A 19,999-nucleotide genomic window follows, 5' to 3' on the forward strand; every position below is an offset into this window, starting at 1 on the left:
GCACGCGCCCGTCATCTCTCATCTTCACGAGCCGCGTCCGACTTCGCCTGCTGAGGACGGCGGACGGTCGACGCCACCGGGGTCAGCGGACCAGGAGAGTGACCGCCGTACAGGTGCCGCCGACCGCGCCGACGAGCACGACACCGGCGGCTACGCAGCGCGCCCGCAGCCCCCGGTAGCGCGCGTCGTATTCATCGCGCAGTTCGGCGGCGCGGACGCAGATCCGGCAGAGCATGGCCCGCGACGCGGCGACATGGTCCGCGGTGTAGACCCGCTGCACGTCCTCGCGCTGTGCCGTGGTGAGCCAGGGCAGCTCGTCGGTGAAGCGGCCCGCCCGTCGTCGTGCCTCCTCGACCTCGGCGTTCCACAGCAGATAGCCCTCCAGCTGTGCAAGACCGCGGGCGGTGTCCTTGTCGGGGTCCACGCGCTCCTCCTGTCCGGGTACCGCTCTGCTCACGCCTGCTGGTCACGGCGGACGGCTTCGTCGAGGGCCCGCACCGCGGGGTGGTGCAGGTCGAACGCCGGGGATTCGGAACGGATCCGCGGCAGGGTGTGGAAGTTGTGCCGCGGCGGTGGGCAGGAGGTCGCCCACTCCAGCGAACGGCCGTAGCCCCACGGGTCGTCGACCCCGACGTTCTTGCCGTACCTGGCGGTCTTCCACACGTTGTAGAAGAACGGCAGCATCGACAGGCCGAGCAGGAACGAGGAGATCGTCGAGATCGTGTTCAGCGCGGTGAAGCCGTCCGCGGCGAGGTAGTCCGCGTAACGACGCGGCATGCCCTCGGCACCCAGCCAGTGCTGCACCAGGAACGTGCCGTGGAAGCCCACGAACAACGTCCAGAACGTGATCTTGCCGAGCCGCTCGTCCAGCATCTTGCCGGTGAACTTCGGCCACCAGAAGTGGAATCCCGCGAACATCGCGAAGACCACGGTGCCGAAGACGACGTAGTGGAAGTGCGCGACGACGAAGTACGAGTCGGAGACGTGGAAGTCCAGCGGGGGCGACGCCAGGATCACACCGGTCAGACCACCGAAGAGAAAGGTGACCAGGAAGCCGATCGACCAGAGCATCGGTGTCTCGAAGGACAACGACCCCTTCCACATCGTGCCGATCCAGTTGAAGAACTTCACCCCGGTCGGTACCGCGATGAGGAAGGTCATGAACGAGAAGAACGGCAACAGCACACCGCCGGTGACGAACATGTGGTGCGCCCACACCGTCGCCGAGAGGCCGGCGATGGCGATCGTCGCCCCGATCAGACCGAGATAACCGAAGACCGGCTTGCGGCTGAAGACCGGAAGGATCTCGGTGACGATCCCGAAGAACGGCAGAGCGATGATGTACACCTCCGGGTGGCCGAAGAACCAGAAGAGGTGCTGCCAGAGCAGCGCGCCGCCGTAGGCCGGGTCGAAGACGTGCGCACCGAACTTGCGGTCCGCTTCCAGCACCAGCAGGGAGGCCGCGAGGACCGGGAAGGCCAACAGGACGAGCACAGCGGTCAGCAGGACGTTCCAGACGAAGATCGGCATGCGGAACATCGTCATGCCGGGGGCGCGCATGCAGATGATCGTGGTGATGAAGTTGACCGAACCGAGGATCGTGCCGAAGCCGGAGAAGGCCAGGCCCAGGATCCACATATCGCTGCCGATGCCCGGCGAGCGGACCGCGTCGGTCAGCGGGGAGTAGGCGAACCAGCCGAAATCGGCCGCACCCTGCGGGGTGACGAAGCCGGCCACGACGATGATCGAGCCGAAGAGATACGCCCAGTACGCGAACATGTTCAGCCGCGGGAACGCCACATCGGGCGCGCCGATCTGCAGCGGCATGATCCAGTTCGTGAAGCCCGCGAACAGTGGGGTGGCGAACATCAGCAGCATGATCGTGCCATGGATCGTGAACGCCTGGTTGAACTGCTCGCTCGAAATGATCTGGATCCCGGGACGGGCCAGCTCCGCGCGCATGACCAGGGCCAGCACACCACCGACGACGAAGAAGGCGAACGACGTGACGAGGTAGAGCGTGCCGATCGTCTTGTGGTCCGTGGTGGTCAGCCACTTGATGACGACGTTGCCCGGTTGCTTGGCGCGTACCGGAAGCTCGTTCGCGTACGCCTCCTCTTCGTCGGCTGCCCCTGTTGTGCCCGTCGTCGTCACTGGGACGCTCCTTCGAATGTCATTCGCGGGTGGACCGCGCACCCGCCAGGGGCGCCGCCTCCACCGGCCGGCCGGCCTGCCTGCCGGCCGCTCCCGCACGCGTCACGCCAGATTCCAGGTGCAGCAAATCAGCCGCGGGGCCACTCTGTGCGGCCCTGCGCCCGCCGTCGCGTGACTTTCACTCGTCAGGGCGTCCTCCGGTCCGGGCCTTTGCCTCGCACGCCCCGGCTCGCTCCCTGTGCGGTATCCGGCGGGGGTGACGGACGACGACGTGGTCCGCGGCGCGAAGTGCGGATTTCTCTCCCGCTCAACCGGCCACGACCGCGCACCGGTTCACTCCACCGTTTCGACACGGCGCCTAGGGGCAGCCCGAACTGCCGCACCGAGCAACGTTGTTACCGGGGAGAATGGTGAACGTCCGGACCGGTGACCGGTCCGGACGCCTCGGGCGCCCCCTCAGGCCAGCCCGCCCGTTGCGCGCACGTTCTGGCCGGTGATCCACCGGCCGTCGTGGCCGGCCAGGAAGGCAACCACATCGGCCACGTCCGCGGGTTCGCCCAGTCGGCCGAGGGGAGTCATACCGGCGACTGCTACGAGCGCCTCCGGCTGGTTGGTGCCGCGCAGCAGCTCGGTGTCGGTCGCGCCGGGCGAGACGGTGTTGACCGTGATCCCGCGTGCTCCGAGTTCATGGGCGGCAACGGCGGTGAGCTGTTCGACGGCACCCTTGCTGGCGGCGTACGCGGAGATGCCGGGGCCCGGCCGCACGGTGTTCGCCGTGGAAATGTTCACGATGCGGCCGCCGTCGCGCATCCGCACCGCCGCGTGACGGATCGTCATGAAGACCGCTCTGGTGTTGACCGTCATCACCTTGTCGAACACCTCCGGGTCGGTGTCCGCGATGAGGGACGGGGGGAGGCACAGTGCGGCGTTGTTCACCAGGATGTCGAGTCCGTCCAGCTGCTCCTCGGCGGCTTCCATCAGCTGCCGGGCCCCGTCCGGGTCCGTGAGGTCGAGACGGATGGCCGTGGCCGTGCCGCCGTTGTCCCGCACTGTGCGGACGACCTCCTCGGCCGCGTCGTCGCTGGTGGCGTAGTTGAAGACCACGTGCGCCCCGTCGCGGCACAGGCGTTCGACGATCGCGCGGCCGATACCCCGCGATCCTCCGGTGACCACCGCGTTCCTGCCTGCCAGCACGGTCTCTCCCCTCGACGAGCTCGATCCGGTCGTTCGAACCTACCGGCGCAGCGGCCCGTCGTACGCGATTACCTGGAGAACGAGCCGCTGCATACGCGACAGCGCGGCGCTCGTCCGGCGCCGGACGAGCGCCCTCTGCCGTTCAGGCCCCGGACACGCGACCGCCCCGGCCGGGCATGATGCCGGCCGGGGCGGAAGGGGCGAGGGGTGAGGGGTGAGGGGCGCCTGGATGCCCCTCCCCTGCCGGTCTCGTCAGCGCAGGCCGGCGATGGCCTGGGTGAACGTCGCCGACGGACGCATGACGGCCGAGGCCTTGGCCGGGTCGGGCTGGTAGTAGCCGCCGATGTCGGCCGGCGAGCCCTGCACCGCGATCAGCTCGTCGACGATGGTCTGCTCCTGCTCACCCAGCGTCTTCGCCAGGCCGGCGAACGCCTGCGCCAGCTGCGCGTCGTCGGTCTGCGCCGCCAGCTCCTGGGCCCAGTAGAGGGCCAGGAAGAAGTGGCTGCCGCGGTTGTCGATGCCGCCCAGCTTGCGGCTCGGCGACTTGTCCTCGTTGAGGAAGGTGCCGGTCGCGCGGTCGAGAGTGTCCGCGAGGACCTGGGCACGCGCGTTGCCCGTGGTCTTCGCCAGGTGCTCGAAGCTGGCAGCGAGCGCGAAGAACTCGCCCAGGCTGTCCCAGCGCAGGTAGTTCTCCTTGACGAGCTGCTGGACGTGCTTGGGCGCGGAACCGCCTGCGCCGGTCTCGAACAGGCCGCCGCCGTTCATGAGCGGGACGACGGAGAGCATCTTCGCGCTCGTGCCCAGCTCGAGGATCGGGAACAGGTCGGTCAGGTAGTCACGCAGCACGTTGCCGGTGACCGAGATCGTGTCCTCGCCGCGGCGGATGCGCTCCAGGGAGAACGCGGTCGCCTTCACCGGCGACATGATCTCGATCTGCAGGCCGTCGGTGTCGTGGTCGGCGAGGTACGTCTTGACCTTGGCGATCAGCTGCGCGTCGTGGGCACGGTCCTCGTCGAGCCAGAACACGGCCGGGACGCCCGTGGCGCGGGCGCGGGTGACGGCGAGCTTGACCCAGTCCTGGATCGGCAGGTCCTTGGCCTGGCACATGCGGAAGATGTCGCCCGCGCCCACGGCCTGCTCCAGCACGACGTTGCCGCTGCCGTCGACGACCCGCACCGTACCGGTGGTGGGGACCTCGAAGGTCTTGTCGTGGCTGCCGTACTCCTCGGCCTTCTGCGCCATCAGGCCGACGTTCGGCACGGACCCCATGGTCGACGGGTCGAAGGCGCCGTTGGCGCGGCAGTCGTCGATGACGACCTGGTAGACACCCGCGTAGCTGCTGTCGGGGAGCACCGCGAGGGTGTCGGCCTCCTTGCCGTCCGGGCCCCACATGTGACCGGAGGTGCGGATCATGGCCGGCATGGAGGCGTCGACGATGACATCGCTCGGTACGTGCAGGTTGGTGATGCCCTTGTCGGAGTCGACCATGGCCAGCGCGGGGCCTTCGGCGAGCTCGGCCTCGAAGGATGCCTTGATCTCGGCGCCCACGTGCGGCACCGAGTCCAGGCCCTTGAGGATGCCGCCGAGGCCGTCGTTCGGGGAAAGACCGGCCGCGGCGAGCACCTGGCCGTACTTGGCAAAGGTGTTCGGGAAGAAGGCGCGGACCACGTGGCCGAAGATGATCGGGTCGGAGACCTTCATCATGGTGGCCTTGAGGTGGACGGAGAACAGCACGCCCTCGGCCTTGGCGCGGGCGACCTGCGCGGTGAAGAACTCCCGCAGGGCCGCGACGCGCATGACCGCCGCGTCGACGACCTCGCCCGCGAGCACCGGCACCGACTCGCGGAGCACGGTGGTGCTGCCGTCGTCACCGGCGAGCTCGATGCGCAGCGATCCGGCCTCGGCGATGACCGTGGACTTCTCGGTGGAGCGGAAGTCGTCGACGCCCATGGTCGCGACGTTCGTCTTCGAGTCGGCCGACCAGGCGCCCATGCGGTGCGGGTGCGTCTTGGCGTAGTTCTTGACCGAGGCAGGGGCGCGGCGGTCGGAGTTGCCCTCGCGCAGCACGGGGTTCACCGCGCTGCCCTTGACCTTGTCGTAGCGCGCGCGGACGTCCTTGTCCTCATCGGTCTGCGGGTCGTCCGGATAGTCCGGAAGCGCGTAGCCCTGCGCCTGGAGCTCGGCGATCGCAGCCTTCAGCTGCGGGATCGAGGCCGAGATGTTCGGCAGCTTGATGATGTTGGCCTCGGGCGTCTTGGCCAGCGCACCGAGCTCGGCGAGCGCGTCGTCGACGCGCTGGCTCTCCTGGAGACGCTCGGGGAAGCCGGCGATGATACGCCCGGCCAGCGAGATGTCACGGCTCTCGACATTGACCCCGGCCGTGGAGGCGTAGGCCTGGACGACGGGCAAGAACGAATACGTCGCCAGGGCCGGGGCCTCGTCGGTGTGTGTATAGATGATGGTCGAGTCAGTCACCCTGTGCTCCGCTCCACGTCTGCAACATTGCTTGACATCAAGATATCTCGTGATCGCTGCCGACTCGACAGGGCCCTGCCCCCTGCTTCGGCGGGAGCCACCGCGGGTGCCCGGTTCAGGGACGCCCCGACGGCGGGACCTCCTCGCCGGGCGGCACCGGCCCCGGCGCGGTGCCGTCGCCGAACGGGCGTCCGCCCAGCTCTTCCCGGTGGTGCGGGGTCAGCCAGCCGGACAGCTCGGGGCCGACGGGCACGATGCCGGTGGGGTTGATGCCGGTGTGGACCCGGTAGTAGTGCTGCTTGATGTGGTGGAAGTCGACCGTGTCACCGAATCCGGGGGTCTGGTAGAGGTCCCTGGCGTACGCCCACAGGACCCGGTCCTCGGCCAGTTTCGAGCGGTTGCACTTGAAGTGTCCGTGGTAGACGGCGTCGAAGCGCACCAGCGTGGTAAACAGCCTGATGTCCGCTTCGGTGAGGGTTTCGCCGACGAGGTAGCGCCGGTCCGCGAGACGCTCGGACACCAGATCGAGGCGGCGGAACACATCCTCGTACGCGGCTTCGTATTCGGACTGCTCCGCCGCGAAGCCCGCGCGGTACACGCCGTTGTTCAGGTCGTGGTAGATGCCCTGCATGACCTCGTCGATCTCGTCACGCAGGGCTTCGGGATACAGATCGGGGGCGCCCTGCCGGTGCAGCGCGGTCCATTCGGTCGCGAAGTCCAGCGTGATCTGCTGGAAGTCGTTGGTGACGAGTCTGCCGCTGGGTACGTCGACGATCGCGGGCACGCTGACCCCGCCGGGGTAGTCCCGTTCCCGCGCGTCGTACGCCTCGCTGAGGTATCTGATGCCGAGCACCGGGTCCCGGCCGCCCTCGTCCAGGGTGAAGCGCCAGCTGCGGTCGTCCTGGATCGGATCGGCTACCGCCAGCGAGAGTGCTCCCTCCAGCCCGAGGAGCCGCCGGGACACGAGTGCGCGGCTCGCCCACGGGCAGGCGCGGCTGACGACCAGCCGGTAGCGGCCGGCCTCGACGGGCCAGCCGTCGCGGCCGTCGGCGGTGATCCGGTCGGCGAAGTGGCTCCTGGAGCGTTTGAAGACCTTGTGCCCGTACGTCGCGTTGCCGTCGGGCTCGATGTCGGACTCTGTGCCGGTGGTGTCTGTGCCGGTGGTCCCTGTGCCGGTGGTTTCGCTCAGCTCGCTGTCTCTCATGACGTTCTCCCTGCGGATGGAATGCGGATGGAACGCTGCGCACGGCTACTGCCCCGGCGTTCCCCGAACACGTCTGCCAACCCGAGGAGCAGGGCGGCCACGATGAAGGCGGACGCGACGACAAGTCCGTGGTCGTACGCAGTGGCCCACCCGCCGCCGCTCAGCTGGGCGAAGAACACCGAGCCGACCGCCGCGATCCCGATCGCCGAACCGACGCGCTGGCCGGTCTGGAGGGTTCCCCCGGCGCTCCCGGCGGTGGCCACCGGCACTTCGGAGAGGGTCAGCGCCTGGTTCGGGGAGATGACCAGGCCGCTGCCCAGACCCGCCAGCAGCAGCGGGGCCGCCATCACCCATCCCGCGCCCCGCCCCGGCACCAGGTGCACGGCGAGCGCGGCGCCCGCCAGCCCTGTGGTCACCGTGATGAGCCCGGCCACGACGAGGGGGCGTCCCAGGCGGCCGACCCATCGGCCGCCGGGGCCCGCCGCGACGGCCGAGCCCAGCGCGAAGGGCGTGATGGCGATTCCCGCCTGCAGGGCGGAGTAGTGCAGTCCGTTCTGCAGGTAGAGCGTGGTGATGAAGAAGATCGAGGTGAATCCGCAGAAGTACAGCAGGATCAGCAGGCAGCCGAGCCAGTAGGAGCGGACCCGGAAGAGCGACAGGTCGACGACGGGTTGCGTGCCGCGCCTGCCGCACCGGGACTCCCAGCCGATGAAGGCGGCGAGCAGTGCCGCGGCCACCGGGATCAGCAGCCATTTCCGGTCGCCCGGCCACTGCTGCGACTGGATGAACGGCAGCAGCAGTGCCAGTAGGCCCGCGCCGAGCAACAGGACCCCGAGGGGGTCCAGATCACGCAATCGCACCCGGCCGGCCGAGGGGGTGTCCGGGAGCAGCCGCCTAGCGAGGAGAAGGCAGACGGCGCCGAGCGGCAGATTGACGTAGAACACCCAGCGCCAGCCCTCCTGGGCCCCGGCCGCCTGGATCAGCAGCCCGCCCGACAGCGGGCCCACAGCGGTGGAGATGCCGACCACCGTGCCGAACATGCCGAAGGCCCGGCCGCGCTCCTGACCGGAGAACATCTGCTGGATCAATGCGGAGATCTGGGGCGAGATCATGCCTCCGGCGAGGCCCTGGACCAGTCGGGCGACGACCAGCCAGAGACTGGACTGGGACGCTCCGCAGGCCGCCGACGCCAGGGTGAACAGGGCCAGCCCGGCCATGAACACCACACGGCGCCCCCGCGCGTCACCGAGCCGTCCGGCAGGGATCAGGAACAGACCGAAGGCGAGTGCGTAGCCGGAGAGGACCCATTGCAGGTCGGACTCCGAGGTGTGGAGCCCTTCCCTGATCGACGGCAGGGCGACGTTGACGATGGATACGTCCAGCAGGGTCATGAACCCTGCGATCAGACACACCGTGAGCGCCTTCCAGCGGCGCGGGTCGGGGGTTCCGGAGTCGGCGGCAGAGTGATCACCCCACCCCGCAGCACCCCGGTGAGCTGCACTCTCTGCCATGGCTCGCACCCTAGGACGAAGCGGCCCGATACTCATCCCGGCAGGGCCGCGACGGCGGTTTTTCCGGCATCGGACGGCGGTCCTTCCCGCATCGCACGTCCTGGTGGACAGTCGGCGCTCACACCCCCGGCGGGTGACGTGCGGACCGTCGGAGGTAGCAGGTCCAGGTCACCACCAGGCACAGGCCGTAGTACCCCACGGTCCGCGGCTGGCCGAGGTGTGCCAGGAGGCCGTGGTGCTCACTCGCGGCCCGAAGGCGAGTACGCCGACTCCGGCCGACGCGGTGGAAGCCCTGCGCGCAGCGGGCCACCACCGGGTGGCAGTGGCCCGCTTCCTGATGGCCCCGGGCCACTTCGCCCGTCGCGCGGCGCGAGCCGGCGGCTGCCTCACCTCCGCGCCGCTCGGCGCGCACCCGGATGTGGCGCGGCTGGTACTGAAACGCTTCGCCGAGGCGTCCGGGGGCACGGCGTAGCGCAGAAGTGCCGCACGGTTGTTCCCCCGGCGGACCGGCCGGGCGAGTTGCCGCGTACGCCGGACCCGTGGGCTCACCGACGCGCGGTCCCGGGATTCTGCCGCTCCGCGGGCATGGTCACTCCGCGCCGCTGGCTGGCGCTGTGCCTGCGCAGGTTGTCGACCTGCTGGACGAGGCGGTCGACGCGGTCGGCGAGGTCGCGATGATCCTCCAAGTGGAGGCGCGCGTCGGCGAGCGGCCCGATGAGACGGCCGGGGTCGTCGCCGCCGAGAGCCTCGTTGAGCTCGTCGACGGCTGCGGCGGCCCGCTCGGGAAGGTCGGAGAGGGAGGTGATCCGGCCGGCGAGCCGACGCAGGTCCGCCGCGTTGTCCCGCGCCCAGGCGGCGACCGTGCGGTTGGCGGCGCGGCGGTCGCGGGTGGCCTGTACACGTTGTTCGCCGGTGGTGCCCAGCGGACCCGTACGCAGCCGCAGGTAGCGGCGTTCGGCGGCCTGCCGGCTGGTGACACCGAGCGGCTGGGCGATCTCGGCCCAGCTGGCTCCGGCCTCGCGGGCGACCTCGATGAGGGACGGCTCCCATACCGCGAGCCGCCGGCACACATCACGCAGCAGAAGGAGGGCGTCCAGCGCGTCTGCACGCTCGGGCGCGGCGCCTGCGGGTTCCGGCCCGTCGGGTGCGCAGGCCTGCCGCAGGACGGCGTCGATCGTGCCGAGCGCGGTGGTGGCAGCGACGAGCGAGGCCGGAACACCGGCGGTGCCGGGGATCTCGGCTGAGGCATGCGCGTCGACTTCGGTCACGGACCAGCCCTCCCGGACGAACGCGTGTCATCGTTCGCATGACATCACACTTGTCATCCTTTGGATGACATGTTACAACCGAGTTGAGGCGCATGACGAGAATGTCCGGATTCATCCTGGAGGTGATCCGTGATGCTGATGCGCACCGACCCCTTCCGCGAACTCGACCGGCTCACCCGGGAGATCGCGACCGGCACCTGGTCCCGGCCCTCGGCGATGCCGATGGACGCGTACCGCGAGGGCGATGAATACGTGGTCGCCTTCGACCTGCCCGGGGTCTCCCCCGACTCGATCGACATCGACGTCGAACGGAACATGCTGACCGTGAAGGCGGAGCGGCGGCCGACGGCCAAGGGCGATGACGTACAGATGGAGCTCTCCGAGCGGCCGCTGGGCGTCTTCTCCCGTCAGATCGTCCTGGCGGACACCCTCGACACCGAGCGCATCCAGGCCGCCTACGACACGGGCGTGCTGACCCTGCGCATCCCGATCGCGGAACGCGCGAAGCCCCGCAAGATCGAGATCAGGAGTGCAGGCTCCGACAAGCGGATCGCCGCTTGACGCGTACATCGGTGGACTGCGGAGAGCGGGGTACACGCCCTTCCCCTCTTCCTCGCCCCGCCCTCCGCCCGCGGTCCACGGGAAGGGGCCTGCGTTGACGCACATGCGATGGCAGGCGTTCCTCGAAACGGTTCAGGAACGCGGCGCCTATCCCACGCCCCAGAAAGCGGAGCGGGCCGCTCGCGTGGTCCTGGCGCTGCTCGGGGCACACCTGGTCGGCAAGGAGCGGAGCGAGCTGGCCGCCCGGCTCCCCGAAACGTTCGCGCTGATCCTGCTGAACCCGCTGCAGGCCGCCGAACCACTCACCCCCGAACGGTTCGTACGTGCCACCGCCGCGTGGATCGAGGGCGCCACCGAGCAGACTGCCGCGTGGGACACCAGCGCCGTTCTCAGCGTGGTGGCCGATGCCTGCGAGGAGGATCTCCTGCACCGCATCCTGCTACAGCTTCCCCCCGGATACGACGTCCTCTTCGGCCGCCCCGTGTCCGGCTGAGAGGCCAGCGGTGACCGGTACGCCCTGGCCGTTCGAAGGCTCCGCCGGCTGCCGGAAACGTCGAACGCCCACCGCGCGGTCGACGCGTTCACCGGAAGGAGCATCGAATGTCGGCCTTCGAACGGATCACGCCGGTGACCGGCGCACCGTGCTGGGTGAACCTGATGGCACCCGATCTGCGTGCCGCGCAGTCCTTCTACGCGTCGGTCATGGACTGGGACTTCCGTGACAGCGACCTCGGCAGCGATTTCTCGGTGGCCATGGCGCACGGCAGCCCCGTTGCCGGGATCGGATCGCGCTCCCCCGCCATCGGCCCGCCCACGGTCTGGACACCGTACTTCGCCGTGAAGCACGCCGATGAAACGGCGGACCGGGTCAGGGAGCGCGGCGCGACTCTCACGATCGGGCCGCTGAACCTGGGCGAGGGGCGGGCGGCGCTCGCCACCGACCGCGACGGGGCCGTCTTCGGTTTCTGGGAGGGCCCCGCCCTGACCTGGTCGGTCAGGTACGGCAGTGCCCCCGCCCGGCTGGATCTGCAGACGCGTGACGCCTTCGAGGCCGCCGTCTTCTACGCGGAGGTCTTCGGCTGGGCCAGACCGCCCGGCGGCTGCATGGTCGACTACGCGCAGGACCATGTCTTCGTCCAGGTCGCCGGACGTACGGTCGTCACGCTGCGCGGCGGGGGCGTCGAATCCGCCCCGGATCCTAAGATCCGGCCCCGGTGGATCGTGGACTTCCACGTCCCGGACATCGAGCGGAGCGCAGCGGCCGCGACCGCCGCCGGGGGCGAGTTCTCACCGGTCGCCTCGCACGCCGGTTCCTCGAAGACCGCGTACGTCATTCGCGACCCGGACGGCGGCCTCTTCACCGTGTCCGAGGTATAGCGAACGGACCCGCCCTCCGCCGGGCACGGCCGTGCGGCCCCGGACCGGCCGCCGTCTTCGATGCCACCGACCGTCTCATCGCCGTCGGCACCCCCGAGAAGGGCCCCGGGAGCGGAGCCGTCCCGGATGTGCCGGGTCCGTTCGACGGCATGGGGACACGTCTGACCATCCGCGGGATTCCCGCGGCCACCCTCGTGTTCTACCCGGATGCCGATGCGGATGTCGAGATGCTCGAACTCGCACAGGACCGGACGGTCGGGGCCCTGAAGCCGGCGCTGCTGCGCTTCCGGGCCCCGGGCCCCCGCGACTTCGCCGCGAGCGAACTCGTCCGGCTGGCCGCGGGTGACGGCGCCCACCCGCAGCGGATCCGCCGGCTGGGTGTGTCGATCGGCATCAGCGCCGGTGAGCCGGTCATCGGTGTGGCGGCACGGGCCACCAGAGCTTTGATCAAGAAGGCGCTGGAACTGAGCGACATTTGACCTGAACCAGCCTGCAGAGAAAGGGTAACTGATGCCCCGTTAGCAGTCGATGTCTACTCAGCAACCCGCTCATGATGTGGTGTGCGCCACCCTATCCCCCATGCCCATCAAGGGAGATGAGAGCATGTTGGGTGTTGGATTGAATCAACAGAGCACCACAGGGCTGGATTTGACGGATCCGCCGGACGGGCCGAAGTCATGGGAGGGGCATCGGTGACGGACAATTCCGCAAGCGGCTCGTACGACGTGGTCATCCTCGGAAGTGGCAGCGGAGGGTACTCCTGCGCCCTGCGTGCGACGCAACTCGGGCTGAGAGTCGTGATGATCGAGAAGGGCAAGCTGGGCGGCACGTGCCTGCACAACGGTTGCATTCCGGCCAAGGCACTGCTGCACGCGGCGGAGGTCGCCGACCAGAGCCGCCAGAGTGAGCGCTTCGCTTCGGCGTCAGGACCAGCTTCCAAGGTGTCGACATCGCGGGCGTCAACTCCTACAAGGACCGGGTGATCGCGAGCCTGTACAACGGTCTGCAGGGCATGCTGAAGTCCCGCAAGGACCTCACGCTGGTCCAGGGCGAGGGCCGTCTGGTCTCGCCGACCGCAGTCGAGGTCGACGGCGTGCGCTACGAGGGCCGCCATGTGGTGCTGGCCACCGGGTCCCTGCCGAAGTCGCTGCCCGGCCTGACCATCGACGGCGACCGGATCATCTCGTCCGACCAGGCGCTCTTCCTCGACCGGCTCCCTCAATCGGCGGTCGTCCTCGGCGGCGGCGTCATCGGCGTCGAACTCGCCTCGGCCTGGAAGTCCTTCGGGGTGGACGTCACGATCGTCGAGGGGCTGCCGCACCTGGTGGCCGCCGAGGACGAAGAGATCTCCAAGGGCCTGGAGCGCGCCTTCCGCAGGCGGAAGATCAAGTTCGAGCTGGGGTCGCGTTTCACCAAGGCCGAGTACACCGACACCGGTGTGCGGGTCACGCTCGAGAACGGCAAGCAATTGGACGCCGAAACGCTGCTCGTCGCCGTCGGCCGCGGCCCGGTCTCCACGGGTCTCGGATACGAGAAGGCCGGCGTCGCCATGGACCGCGGCCACGTACTGGTCGACGAGTACCTGCAAACCAACGTCCCGACGATCTCCGCGGTCGGCGACCTGATCCCCACCCTGCAACTGGCGCATGTCGGTTTCGCCGAGGGCATCCTCGTCGCCGAGCGCCTGGCCGGCGAGCGAGTCACTCCCATCGACTACGACGGCGTGGCCAGGGTCACCTACTGCGAGCCCGAGATCGCCTCCGTCGGCCTCACGGAGGCGAAGGCCAAGGAGCAGTACGGCTCCGACAAGGTGGTGACCAGCAAGTTCAACCTGGGCAGCACCGGCAAGAACAAGATCCTCAAGGCCACGGGCGAGATCAAGCTGGTGCAGGTGCACGACGGTCCGGTCGTCGGCATCCACATGATCGGCTCGCGCATGAGCGAGCAGATCGGCGAGGCCCAGCTCATCTACAACTGGCAAGCCCTGCCGGCCGAGGTCGCCCAGCTCATCCACGCCCACCCCAGTCAGAGCGAGGCCCTGGGCGAAGCCCACCTGGCCCTGGCGGGCAAGCCGCTGCACGTACACGACTGAACGACGTGACCGACGTACCCGGCCTCGGGGCGCACTCCCTCCGGGGCCGCCCGGTCGGGTGCGCCGGCACGAGGAGACGCAGGCACGAGGAGACGTCGGCCAAGGAGCGTCATCATGCCGCCGACGAGCACCGCGCAGCCTGTGCTCGGGCAGTTCGGCGGTCGTGGCTGTGGCTCCGGCTGCCGGCCCAACACATCCAGCAGCTGACCGCCGAGGTGAAGGAACTCGCCCGCCGGATCACCAAGGCCGTCCGCCGCAGCCCTCCACAGCTTCTGGACATCATCGGAGTCGGCACCGACAGCGCCGCTGCCCTGCTGATCGCCGCCGGCGACAACAAGGCCGCGGTCATTCACGAGCGGCTGGCCCAGGAGTACGGCTTCACCGGGAACTATCAGCGGGTCAAGCTCTACGTTCAGACGGCCCGGCCGAGGATCGCCGAGGAACTCGGAATCGCAGTCCGGACGCTGTGGAGCCACGCACCACCAGATCCGGCATGAAGACGAACTCGGTTCGCGGCACTGAGGTTCCTCCTACCTCTTCAAGGAGGGCCTGCACGGCCGCATGCCCCATCTCGTGGATGGGCTGGCGGATAGTGGTCAGCGGGGGATCGGTGAACGCGTTGAGTGGGGAGTCGTCGAAGCCGACCACCGAGATGTCGCGCGGCACCTCCAGGTTGCGTTCCCTGACGGCCCGTATGGCACCGAGGGCCATCATGTCGCTGGCGCAGATGATCGCTGTGCAGCCCCGATCGACCAGCGTCGCCGCCGCTGACTGGCCGCCCTCCAGTGTGCAGAGCGACTGGGCTACCAGTTCCTCTGACTCCTCGGCCGACAGGCTGAGGAGCTCCTGAATGGCGAGGGAGAAGCCTTCGATCTTACGAAGGGCAGGCACGAACCGTCGAGGGCCGACGGCGAGACCTATCCGGGTGTGGCCCAGCGAGGCAAGGTGCGTGACGGCTAAGTGCACCGCGGTCCGGTCATCTGCAGAGATGAAGGTTGCCCGCACTCTGGGGGAAAAGCCATTGACCAGGACGTAGGGTATGCCCCTATTACGCAGCGCCTGGTATCGCTCCATGTCGGCCGTGGAATCAGCGTGCACCCCGGACACAAAGATTATCCCGGAGACGCCGCGGTCCACCAGCATCTCGGTGAGCTCGTCTTCGGTTGAGCCGCCTGGAGTCTGAGTTCCGAAGACCAGCGTGTAGCCCTGGCGAGTCAGCGCCTGCGCGATCACCTGGGCAAGCGCTGGAAAGATCGGAGTGACCAGCTCTGGGGTGATCAGTCCGATGAGGCCGCCGCTGCGGCTACGGGGGCGGCTGGGCCGTTCATGGCCGCCGAGAACGTCGAGCGCGGCAAGGACGGCCTCCCGGGTGGCCACTGCCACACCAGCCTTGCCGTTGAGTACACGACTGACGGTTGCTTCGCTGAACCCTGACTGCTCTGCGATATCGACAAGCCGTGCGGTCATGGCGCTGAACCATACCAGTCGAAGGTTTGACGGCAGAAGTATCGATCGCCGAAACGTGCAGAGGCCTGTTGCAACGCCTGTCGCAGGTCAACCCCGTCATTTCACGCAACCCTTCGATTCGGCCACCACCTCGGTGAGGCCGGGGCTGTAGTAGTGGTCGTAGCCGATCGGGCGCTTCCAACTGCACGCTGGTACCCGTCTTGCGTGGCAGATGTCAGTGCTCCAAGTCGCGACCCCCGATCCGGGACTCCGTGCGGGTGGTGAAGTCGCGCAGCTGGACGTACTCGATTGCAGGACGTTGTTGAACGCCTCGCCGGTCCGAATCCGGATTCCTCCGCTGTCGGTAACTGATGCTCAGCGAGAAGTGCTTGCTTGAGGGGTGGGGTGCGTAGGCGGTGGGCCTTGACCCCGGAACTTGGCCACTTGAGAAGTGATCTAGAGGATCTGAGAACGGACATCTTGTGGTCATGAAGCACTACCCGCCGGACGGTGATGGTCAGTCCGCACTCGTCGGCGAAGGAGGCCAGGTCCTTCTTGAACAGGTGGGAGTCGGCGGAGTTCGCTCCTCCGGCATCGGCGGTGATCAGCAGCCGGGATGCGTCGGGGTAGTCCTGTTGGCCCTGTTGGTTCCACCAGCGACGGATGGACTCCACTGCGAAGGCTGCGGTGTTGCGGTCGGTGCCCACGTTCACCCAGCCGGTGTCCTGTCCCAGGTCGTAGATTCCCTACGTGATCGCGTACGGGGTGTCGGGGGCCACGAAGTCGTGGTCCGGGGCTGCGATCGGCATCCCTTCGGGGCGGTAGGTGCGGCCTGGCCGGGCAAAGTCGCCGATCGGCTCCTTCTGCTTCGTATCCACGCTCACCACCGGCAGGCCCTGATCCAGGAACCGCTCGGCCGTGGTGTTGATGTGCCGGAACCGAGCATCGGGCGCTCCACGTCCAGGGCCGTGGCGCGCTCAAGCGTGAGCGGGTCGCCTGCCTGCGAACCGGGCGTGCGTTGTGCGTCCCGCGTGCCAGAACGCGGCAGCGTCCCGGCGGCCATGTCACGCCCGACGTGGTGATCAGCGAACGACCGGCCGAGGTCGAGGACCGAACGGTCCCGGGGCACCGGGAGCGCGACCTGATCACCGGCCTGAACCGCTCGGCGATCGGCACGCTCATCGAGCGCACGACCAGATTCACGATGCTGCTGCACCTGCCCCAGATGGACGGCAACGGCATTCGAACCGCGGGTGAAGAACGGCCCGGCAGTGGCTGACTATGGCGCCGAGGCCGTAAAAGACGCGATCGCCACGACGATCACCGCACTGCCCGAACACCTGCGCCGCTCGCTGACCTGGGACCGCGGCAAAGAGCTGGCCCAGCACGCTCAACTCCCCGCCGACACCGAGCTGCAGGTCTGCTTCGCCGACCCGCACAGCCCCTGGCAGCGGGGCACGAACGAGAACACGAACGGACTGTTGCGCCAGTACTTCCCGAAGGGCACGGACAACGCGCTTACCGAGTCCTTCAACGCAGCCCCATCGCCTACGGGACAGCACTCGACACAACATCAACTGCCCTGGTCCCAGCCGCATAGCCCCCGTGTCCAGGATTCCAGGTCAAGCCCCGATCGAACTTGGCCCGAAGGCCGGCAGCGGAAGAGCTGGGCAGTCATACTCCGGCCTTGCACACCAACACTTGGTCATCGAGCAGTTATTGAAGTACAGCCCCCCGCGGCGTCGGAGTACTACCGCTGCACGCCGGCCGAACCAACCTGACTCTTCAGGAATCCCTGTCGTCCAGGATCAGCCCCGCACCGAGATCACCGAGATTCTCGATGAGTAGTTCAAACTCCTTGCCCTCCGAGTGGATCTACTGTTTGACTCTGCTCCAGTTGCCGCAGGTGCCGACCACGCCAGTGAACAGGGCTGCCGATCCGGGGAGTGACGTGTCAGCGCAGACGCCCAAGGCCGAGACCGGCGTTCTGAGTAGTGGCCGGAGCCTCACATTCCTGGCCTTAGAAGAGGCGTTGTTCCCCGTCGGCTTCGTGTGTGCCGTGCGTCACTTGGCGGAGGCTACCTGGTGATAGCCGCGGAGAATTTGGTCAAGGAGTTCAAGGTCTATCAGCGCAAGGCCGGCCTCATGGGCAGCCTGAGCACCTTGTTCAGCCGGGAACACCGCCTGGTCCGTGCCGTGAGTGGGGTCTCCTTCGAGATACCGTCCGGTGCCAAAGCTGCCTATATCGGTGCCAACGGCGCCGGGAAGTCCACCACCGTCAAGCTGCTCACCGGCATCATGCGCCCGACGTCCGGCCGCTGCTACGTGAACGGCCTGGAGCCGTACCGGGAGCGTCGGCGCAACGCCGCCAACATCGGCGTCGTCTTCGGCCAGCGCAGCCAACTCTGGTGGGATCTGCCGGTGCTGGACTCCTTCAGGATCCTGCGACGCATCCATGAGATCCCCGACGCGGTGTACCGACGCAACATGGCACTCTACCGCAAGCTTTTGGACCTCGACGCCCTCGGCAACACCCCCGTAAGGCAGTTGAGCCTTGGGCAGCGGATGCGGGCCGAAGTCGCCGCCAGTCTGCTGCACGACCCTAAGGCGGTCTTCCTGGACGAGCCCACGGTTGGTCTCGACCTGGTCCTCAAGGAGGCCGTGCGCGAGCTGATCAACCACGTCAGCTCGGAGCTCGGCACCACCGTCATGCTCACCAGTCATGACATGGGTGACATCACGGCGATCTGCGACCAAGTGCTCGTGGTCAACCGCGGCGAGGTGGTGCACCAGAGCACGATGCATGACCTGTTACGCACCGCCGAGAGCCGAGCAGTCATCTTCGAGTACCGGAACGGGCCGCCCACCGAACAGGCGGTGGCCCTGGTGCAGAGCCGGCTTGACGGCGCATCCGCCACAGTGGTGGACAGTGTCCGGATAAAGGTCGAGTATCCGGCCCACCGTTGGTCCACTCGGGAGGTGATGAGTCTGCTGATCGCGCACTTCGATCTCATCGACTGCTTTGCTCCCGAGCCCGACCTGGAGATGGTGCTCCGCCGCATCTACACCGGCCGGGCAGACGGCCGAAGGGCCTCTGCATGACGACGAGTTCGGTGTTGCGCCGCTACACCCCCTTCGCTTCCGCCAGCCTGCAGGGACTGCTCCAGTACCGCTCCACCTTTGCGATGAGCGCGCTCACTGCCTCCACCGCGGCCGGGGTGCAGATCTTCCTCTGGCGTGCCGTGTACACAAGCCGCGACGGCGGCCTTCCCGGCGGGTTCGACCTGCCGCAGCTCACGACGTACGTGCTCCTCGCCCAGGTGCTCGGCCTGCTCCAGGCCAGCCGTGTGGACGAGGAAGTTGCCGGAGAGGTCCAGCGTGGGGACATCGCCATCTCGCTGCTGCGCCCCGTGAACTACCCCCTCACCCGGTTCGTTGCCGGACTCCCCGTCTCCCTTTCCAACGCCGTGCTGGTCGCCGTGCCGGTCATGACGCTGTACGCACTACTGCTCCCCCTCGCCGTGCCGTCCTGGACCGGCGCTGTCTTGTTCACCTTCTCCGCGGGCCTGTCGCTGGTCATTGGTTTCGGTGTGAACCTCCTGGTCGGTCTGGCCGGTTTCATCACGACCAACATCTGGGGTGTCAGGGTCGTCAAGGACAGCGTCGTCGCACTCTTCGCGGGCCAGGTCGTGCCGCTCTCCCTGATGCCGGGCCCGCTGGCTGCCGTGGCCCATGCCCTGCCGTTCCAGGGAATGGTCGACTCGCCCCTCCGTCTCCTTCTGGGCCGCTACGACGGAGTGGCCGGCGCCCTCGGCATCCTGCTGGGGCAGGCGGTCTGGGCCGGCGTCCTCACGGCTCTGGCCGCCCTGGCCTGGAACAGTGCGGTGCGCCACGTGGAGGTGCTCGGCGGATGAGGTTCTTCGCTGTCGCACTGCGCTACACCCGGCTCACCTGGCATCTGAGCGGCGTCAGCCTTCACCGGCTCACCGAGTACCGCATGGACTTCCTGCTCGGCGCCGGCGGCATGCTGCTGCGTGTTGTAAGTCAGGTCACCGTGATCGGCGTCGTCTTCCAGCACGTCCCGGTCGTCGCAGGCTGGAACTTCCACCAAGTGCTCTTCCTGCTCGGCTTCTCACTGCTGCCGCGCGGCCTGGACAGGATGTTCACCGACCAGCTGTGGATCCTCGCGCGCAAGCTCGTGCAGAACGGCGAATTCTTCCGCTACTTGATTCGGCCGGTCCACCCCCTCTTCTCCTTGCTCTCCGAGCGCTTCCTCTACCCGGACGGCTTCGGTGAACTGCTCACCGGAGCAGCCCTGACGTGGTACGCCGCCGACCAGCTGGGCCTCGACCTCAGCGCAGGCCAGTGGTTGCTCGCACCGCTCCTCGTACTCTGCGCTGCCCTGATCCTCGCCGCGCTCAAGACCCTCTTCGCCTCTCTGGCCTTCTGGACGACGAACAGCTTTCCGGCCCTCTACGCGGCCAACCAGCTCGGCGACTTCTCGGGCTATCCCCTCGACCTCTACCACCCCAGTCTGCGGTGGCTGCTGACCTGGCTGCTGCCGTACGCCTTCACTGCCTATGTCCCCGCGTCGTACCTACTTTTCGGCCACCTCCACATGTTGCCGTGGATGCTGTTGGTGACCGTCGGCCTGGTGACGCTCGCCCTGGTCGTCTGGCACCGGGGTGTGGACCGCTACGAGATGACCGGGAGCTGA

17 protein-coding genes and 3 pseudogenes are annotated in these 19,999 nt (G+C 68.1%); 11 read left to right on the forward strand and 9 right to left on the reverse strand.

Annotated features, from left to right (window positions below):
* Positions 1 to 82 precede the first annotated feature (82 nt).
* The 6 genes from ACFVV1_RS24940 to ACFVV1_RS24965 form a co-directional block, all read right to left on the reverse strand.
* Positions 83 to 424, reverse strand: coding sequence for a hypothetical protein (locus ACFVV1_RS24940; RefSeq protein WP_389993083.1), 342 nt, complete (start codon positions 422 to 424; stop codon positions 83 to 85).
* Positions 425 to 453: 29 nt separating this feature from the next.
* Entirely contained in the window at positions 454 to 2,154 is a 1,701-nt protein-coding gene (gene ctaD / locus ACFVV1_RS24945; protein ID WP_389993085.1) for a cytochrome c oxidase subunit I, read from the reverse strand.
* A 456-nt stretch (positions 2,155 to 2,610) separates the two neighbouring features.
* On the reverse strand, positions 2,611 to 3,348 hold the full coding sequence (locus ACFVV1_RS24950) for a glucose 1-dehydrogenase (protein WP_389993088.1): 738 nt from the start codon (positions 3,346 to 3,348) through the stop codon (positions 2,611 to 2,613).
* Between the two features lie 252 nt (positions 3,349 to 3,600).
* Entirely contained in the window at positions 3,601 to 5,823 is a 2,223-nt protein-coding gene (locus ACFVV1_RS24955) for an NADP-dependent isocitrate dehydrogenase (RefSeq protein ID WP_389993091.1), read from the reverse strand.
* A 115-nt stretch (positions 5,824 to 5,938) separates the two neighbouring features.
* Entirely contained in the window at positions 5,939 to 7,012 is a 1,074-nt protein-coding gene (locus ACFVV1_RS24960; protein ID WP_389993392.1) for a glutathione S-transferase family protein, read from the reverse strand.
* An 11-nt stretch (positions 7,013 to 7,023) separates the two neighbouring features.
* Positions 7,024 to 8,538, reverse strand: a complete 1,515-nt coding sequence (locus tag ACFVV1_RS24965) for an MFS transporter (RefSeq protein ID WP_389993094.1) — start codon at positions 8,536 to 8,538, stop codon at positions 7,024 to 7,026.
* A gap of 232 nt (positions 8,539 to 8,770) precedes the next feature.
* Here ACFVV1_RS24965 and ACFVV1_RS24970 point away from each other — a divergent pair, with 232 nt between their 5' ends.
* On the forward strand, positions 8,771 to 9,010 hold the full coding sequence (locus ACFVV1_RS24970; RefSeq protein WP_389993097.1) for a sirohydrochlorin chelatase: 240 nt from the start codon (positions 8,771 to 8,773) through the stop codon (positions 9,008 to 9,010).
* A 73-nt stretch (positions 9,011 to 9,083) separates the two neighbouring features.
* On the opposite strand, the gene ACFVV1_RS24975 is transcribed toward ACFVV1_RS24970, so the two are convergent.
* The gene (locus ACFVV1_RS24975) at positions 9,084 to 9,806 is read right to left on the reverse strand and encodes a hypothetical protein (protein WP_389993100.1); all 723 of its coding nucleotides are present in this window, start codon (positions 9,804 to 9,806) and stop codon (positions 9,084 to 9,086) included.
* Between the two features lie 132 nt (positions 9,807 to 9,938).
* On the opposite strand from ACFVV1_RS24975, the gene ACFVV1_RS24980 reads away from it, so the two are divergent.
* The 6 genes and pseudogenes from ACFVV1_RS24980 (at position 9,939) to ACFVV1_RS25005 (ending at position 14,333) form a co-directional block, all read left to right on the forward strand.
* A complete protein-coding gene (locus ACFVV1_RS24980) occupies positions 9,939 to 10,367 on the forward strand; it encodes an Hsp20/alpha crystallin family protein (RefSeq protein ID WP_389993103.1) in 429 nt (142 codons plus the stop codon).
* 103 nt (positions 10,368 to 10,470) lie between these two features.
* Positions 10,471 to 10,860, forward strand: coding sequence for a DUF2267 domain-containing protein (locus ACFVV1_RS24985; protein WP_389993395.1), 390 nt, complete (start codon positions 10,471 to 10,473; stop codon positions 10,858 to 10,860).
* A gap of 107 nt (positions 10,861 to 10,967) precedes the next feature.
* Positions 10,968 to 11,744: a VOC family protein gene (locus ACFVV1_RS24990; protein ID WP_389993106.1), complete on the forward strand. Its 777-nt coding sequence runs from the start codon at positions 10,968 to 10,970 to the stop codon at positions 11,742 to 11,744.
* 149 nt (positions 11,745 to 11,893) lie between these two features.
* Entirely contained in the window at positions 11,894 to 12,223 is a 330-nt protein-coding gene (locus ACFVV1_RS24995) for a hypothetical protein (protein ID WP_389993108.1), read from the forward strand.
* Positions 12,224 to 12,421: 198 nt separating this feature from the next.
* Positions 12,422 to 13,836 (forward strand): annotated as a pseudogene (gene lpdA / locus ACFVV1_RS25000) (dihydrolipoyl dehydrogenase).
* A gap of 5 nt (positions 13,837 to 13,841) precedes the next feature.
* Positions 13,842 to 14,333 (forward strand): hypothetical protein, encoded by a 492-nt coding sequence (locus tag ACFVV1_RS25005; protein WP_389993414.1) that lies wholly within the window; start codon positions 13,842 to 13,844, stop codon positions 14,331 to 14,333.
* Here ACFVV1_RS25005 and ACFVV1_RS25010 read toward each other — a convergent pair.
* On the reverse strand, positions 14,236 to 15,303 hold the full coding sequence (locus ACFVV1_RS25010; RefSeq protein WP_389993111.1) for a LacI family DNA-binding transcriptional regulator: 1,068 nt from the start codon (positions 15,301 to 15,303) through the stop codon (positions 14,236 to 14,238). The genes ACFVV1_RS25005 and ACFVV1_RS25010 overlap by 98 nt on opposite strands.
* A gap of 101 nt (positions 15,304 to 15,404) precedes the next feature.
* Positions 15,405 to 16,211: pseudogene (locus tag ACFVV1_RS25015) on the reverse strand (hypothetical protein).
* Between the two features lie 14 nt (positions 16,212 to 16,225).
* Between ACFVV1_RS25015 and ACFVV1_RS25020 the strand changes: the two are divergent.
* The 4 genes and pseudogenes from ACFVV1_RS25020 to ACFVV1_RS25035 all read left to right on the forward strand — a co-directional run.
* Positions 16,226 to 16,800: pseudogene (locus ACFVV1_RS25020) on the forward strand (IS30 family transposase); the annotation flags it as partial.
* 567 nt (positions 16,801 to 17,367) lie between these two features.
* Complete coding sequence (locus ACFVV1_RS25025; protein WP_389993114.1) at positions 17,368 to 18,384, forward strand: ATP-binding cassette domain-containing protein; 1,017 nt, start codon at positions 17,368 to 17,370, stop codon at positions 18,382 to 18,384.
* Entirely contained in the window at positions 18,381 to 19,196 is an 816-nt protein-coding gene (locus tag ACFVV1_RS25030) for an ABC transporter permease (RefSeq protein ID WP_389993118.1), read from the forward strand. Before ACFVV1_RS25025 ends, ACFVV1_RS25030 begins: the two co-directional genes overlap by 4 nt.
* Complete coding sequence (locus ACFVV1_RS25035; RefSeq protein WP_389993121.1) at positions 19,193 to 19,999, forward strand: ABC transporter permease; 807 nt, start codon at positions 19,193 to 19,195, stop codon at positions 19,997 to 19,999. Before ACFVV1_RS25030 ends, ACFVV1_RS25035 begins: the two co-directional genes overlap by 4 nt.

Source organism: Streptomyces sp. NPDC058092 (assembly GCF_042884935.1).
Classification (GTDB): Bacteria; Actinomycetota; Actinomycetes; order Streptomycetales; family Streptomycetaceae; genus Streptomyces.

Coding starts and splice junctions, on each gene's coding strand:
- ACFVV1_RS24990 (WP_389993106.1), top strand. CDS start 10,968: ATGTCGGCCTTCGAACGGATCACGCCGGTGACCGGCGCACCGTGCTGG.
- ACFVV1_RS25035 (WP_389993121.1), top strand. CDS start 19,193: ATGAGGTTCTTCGCTGTCGCACTGCGCTACACCCGGCTCACCTGGCAT.
- ACFVV1_RS25010 (WP_389993111.1), bottom strand. CDS start 15,303: ATGACCGCACGGCTTGTCGATATCGCAGAGCAGTCAGGGTTCAGCGAA.
- ACFVV1_RS24995 (WP_389993108.1), top strand. CDS start 11,894: ATGGGGACACGTCTGACCATCCGCGGGATTCCCGCGGCCACCCTCGTG.
- ACFVV1_RS24985 (WP_389993395.1), top strand. CDS start 10,471: ATGCGATGGCAGGCGTTCCTCGAAACGGTTCAGGAACGCGGCGCCTAT.
- ACFVV1_RS25030 (WP_389993118.1), top strand. CDS start 18,381: ATGACGACGAGTTCGGTGTTGCGCCGCTACACCCCCTTCGCTTCCGCC.
- ACFVV1_RS24980 (WP_389993103.1), top strand. CDS start 9,939: ATGCTGATGCGCACCGACCCCTTCCGCGAACTCGACCGGCTCACCCGG.
- ACFVV1_RS24965 (WP_389993094.1), bottom strand. CDS start 8,538: ATGGCAGAGAGTGCAGCTCACCGGGGTGCTGCGGGGTGGGGTGATCAC.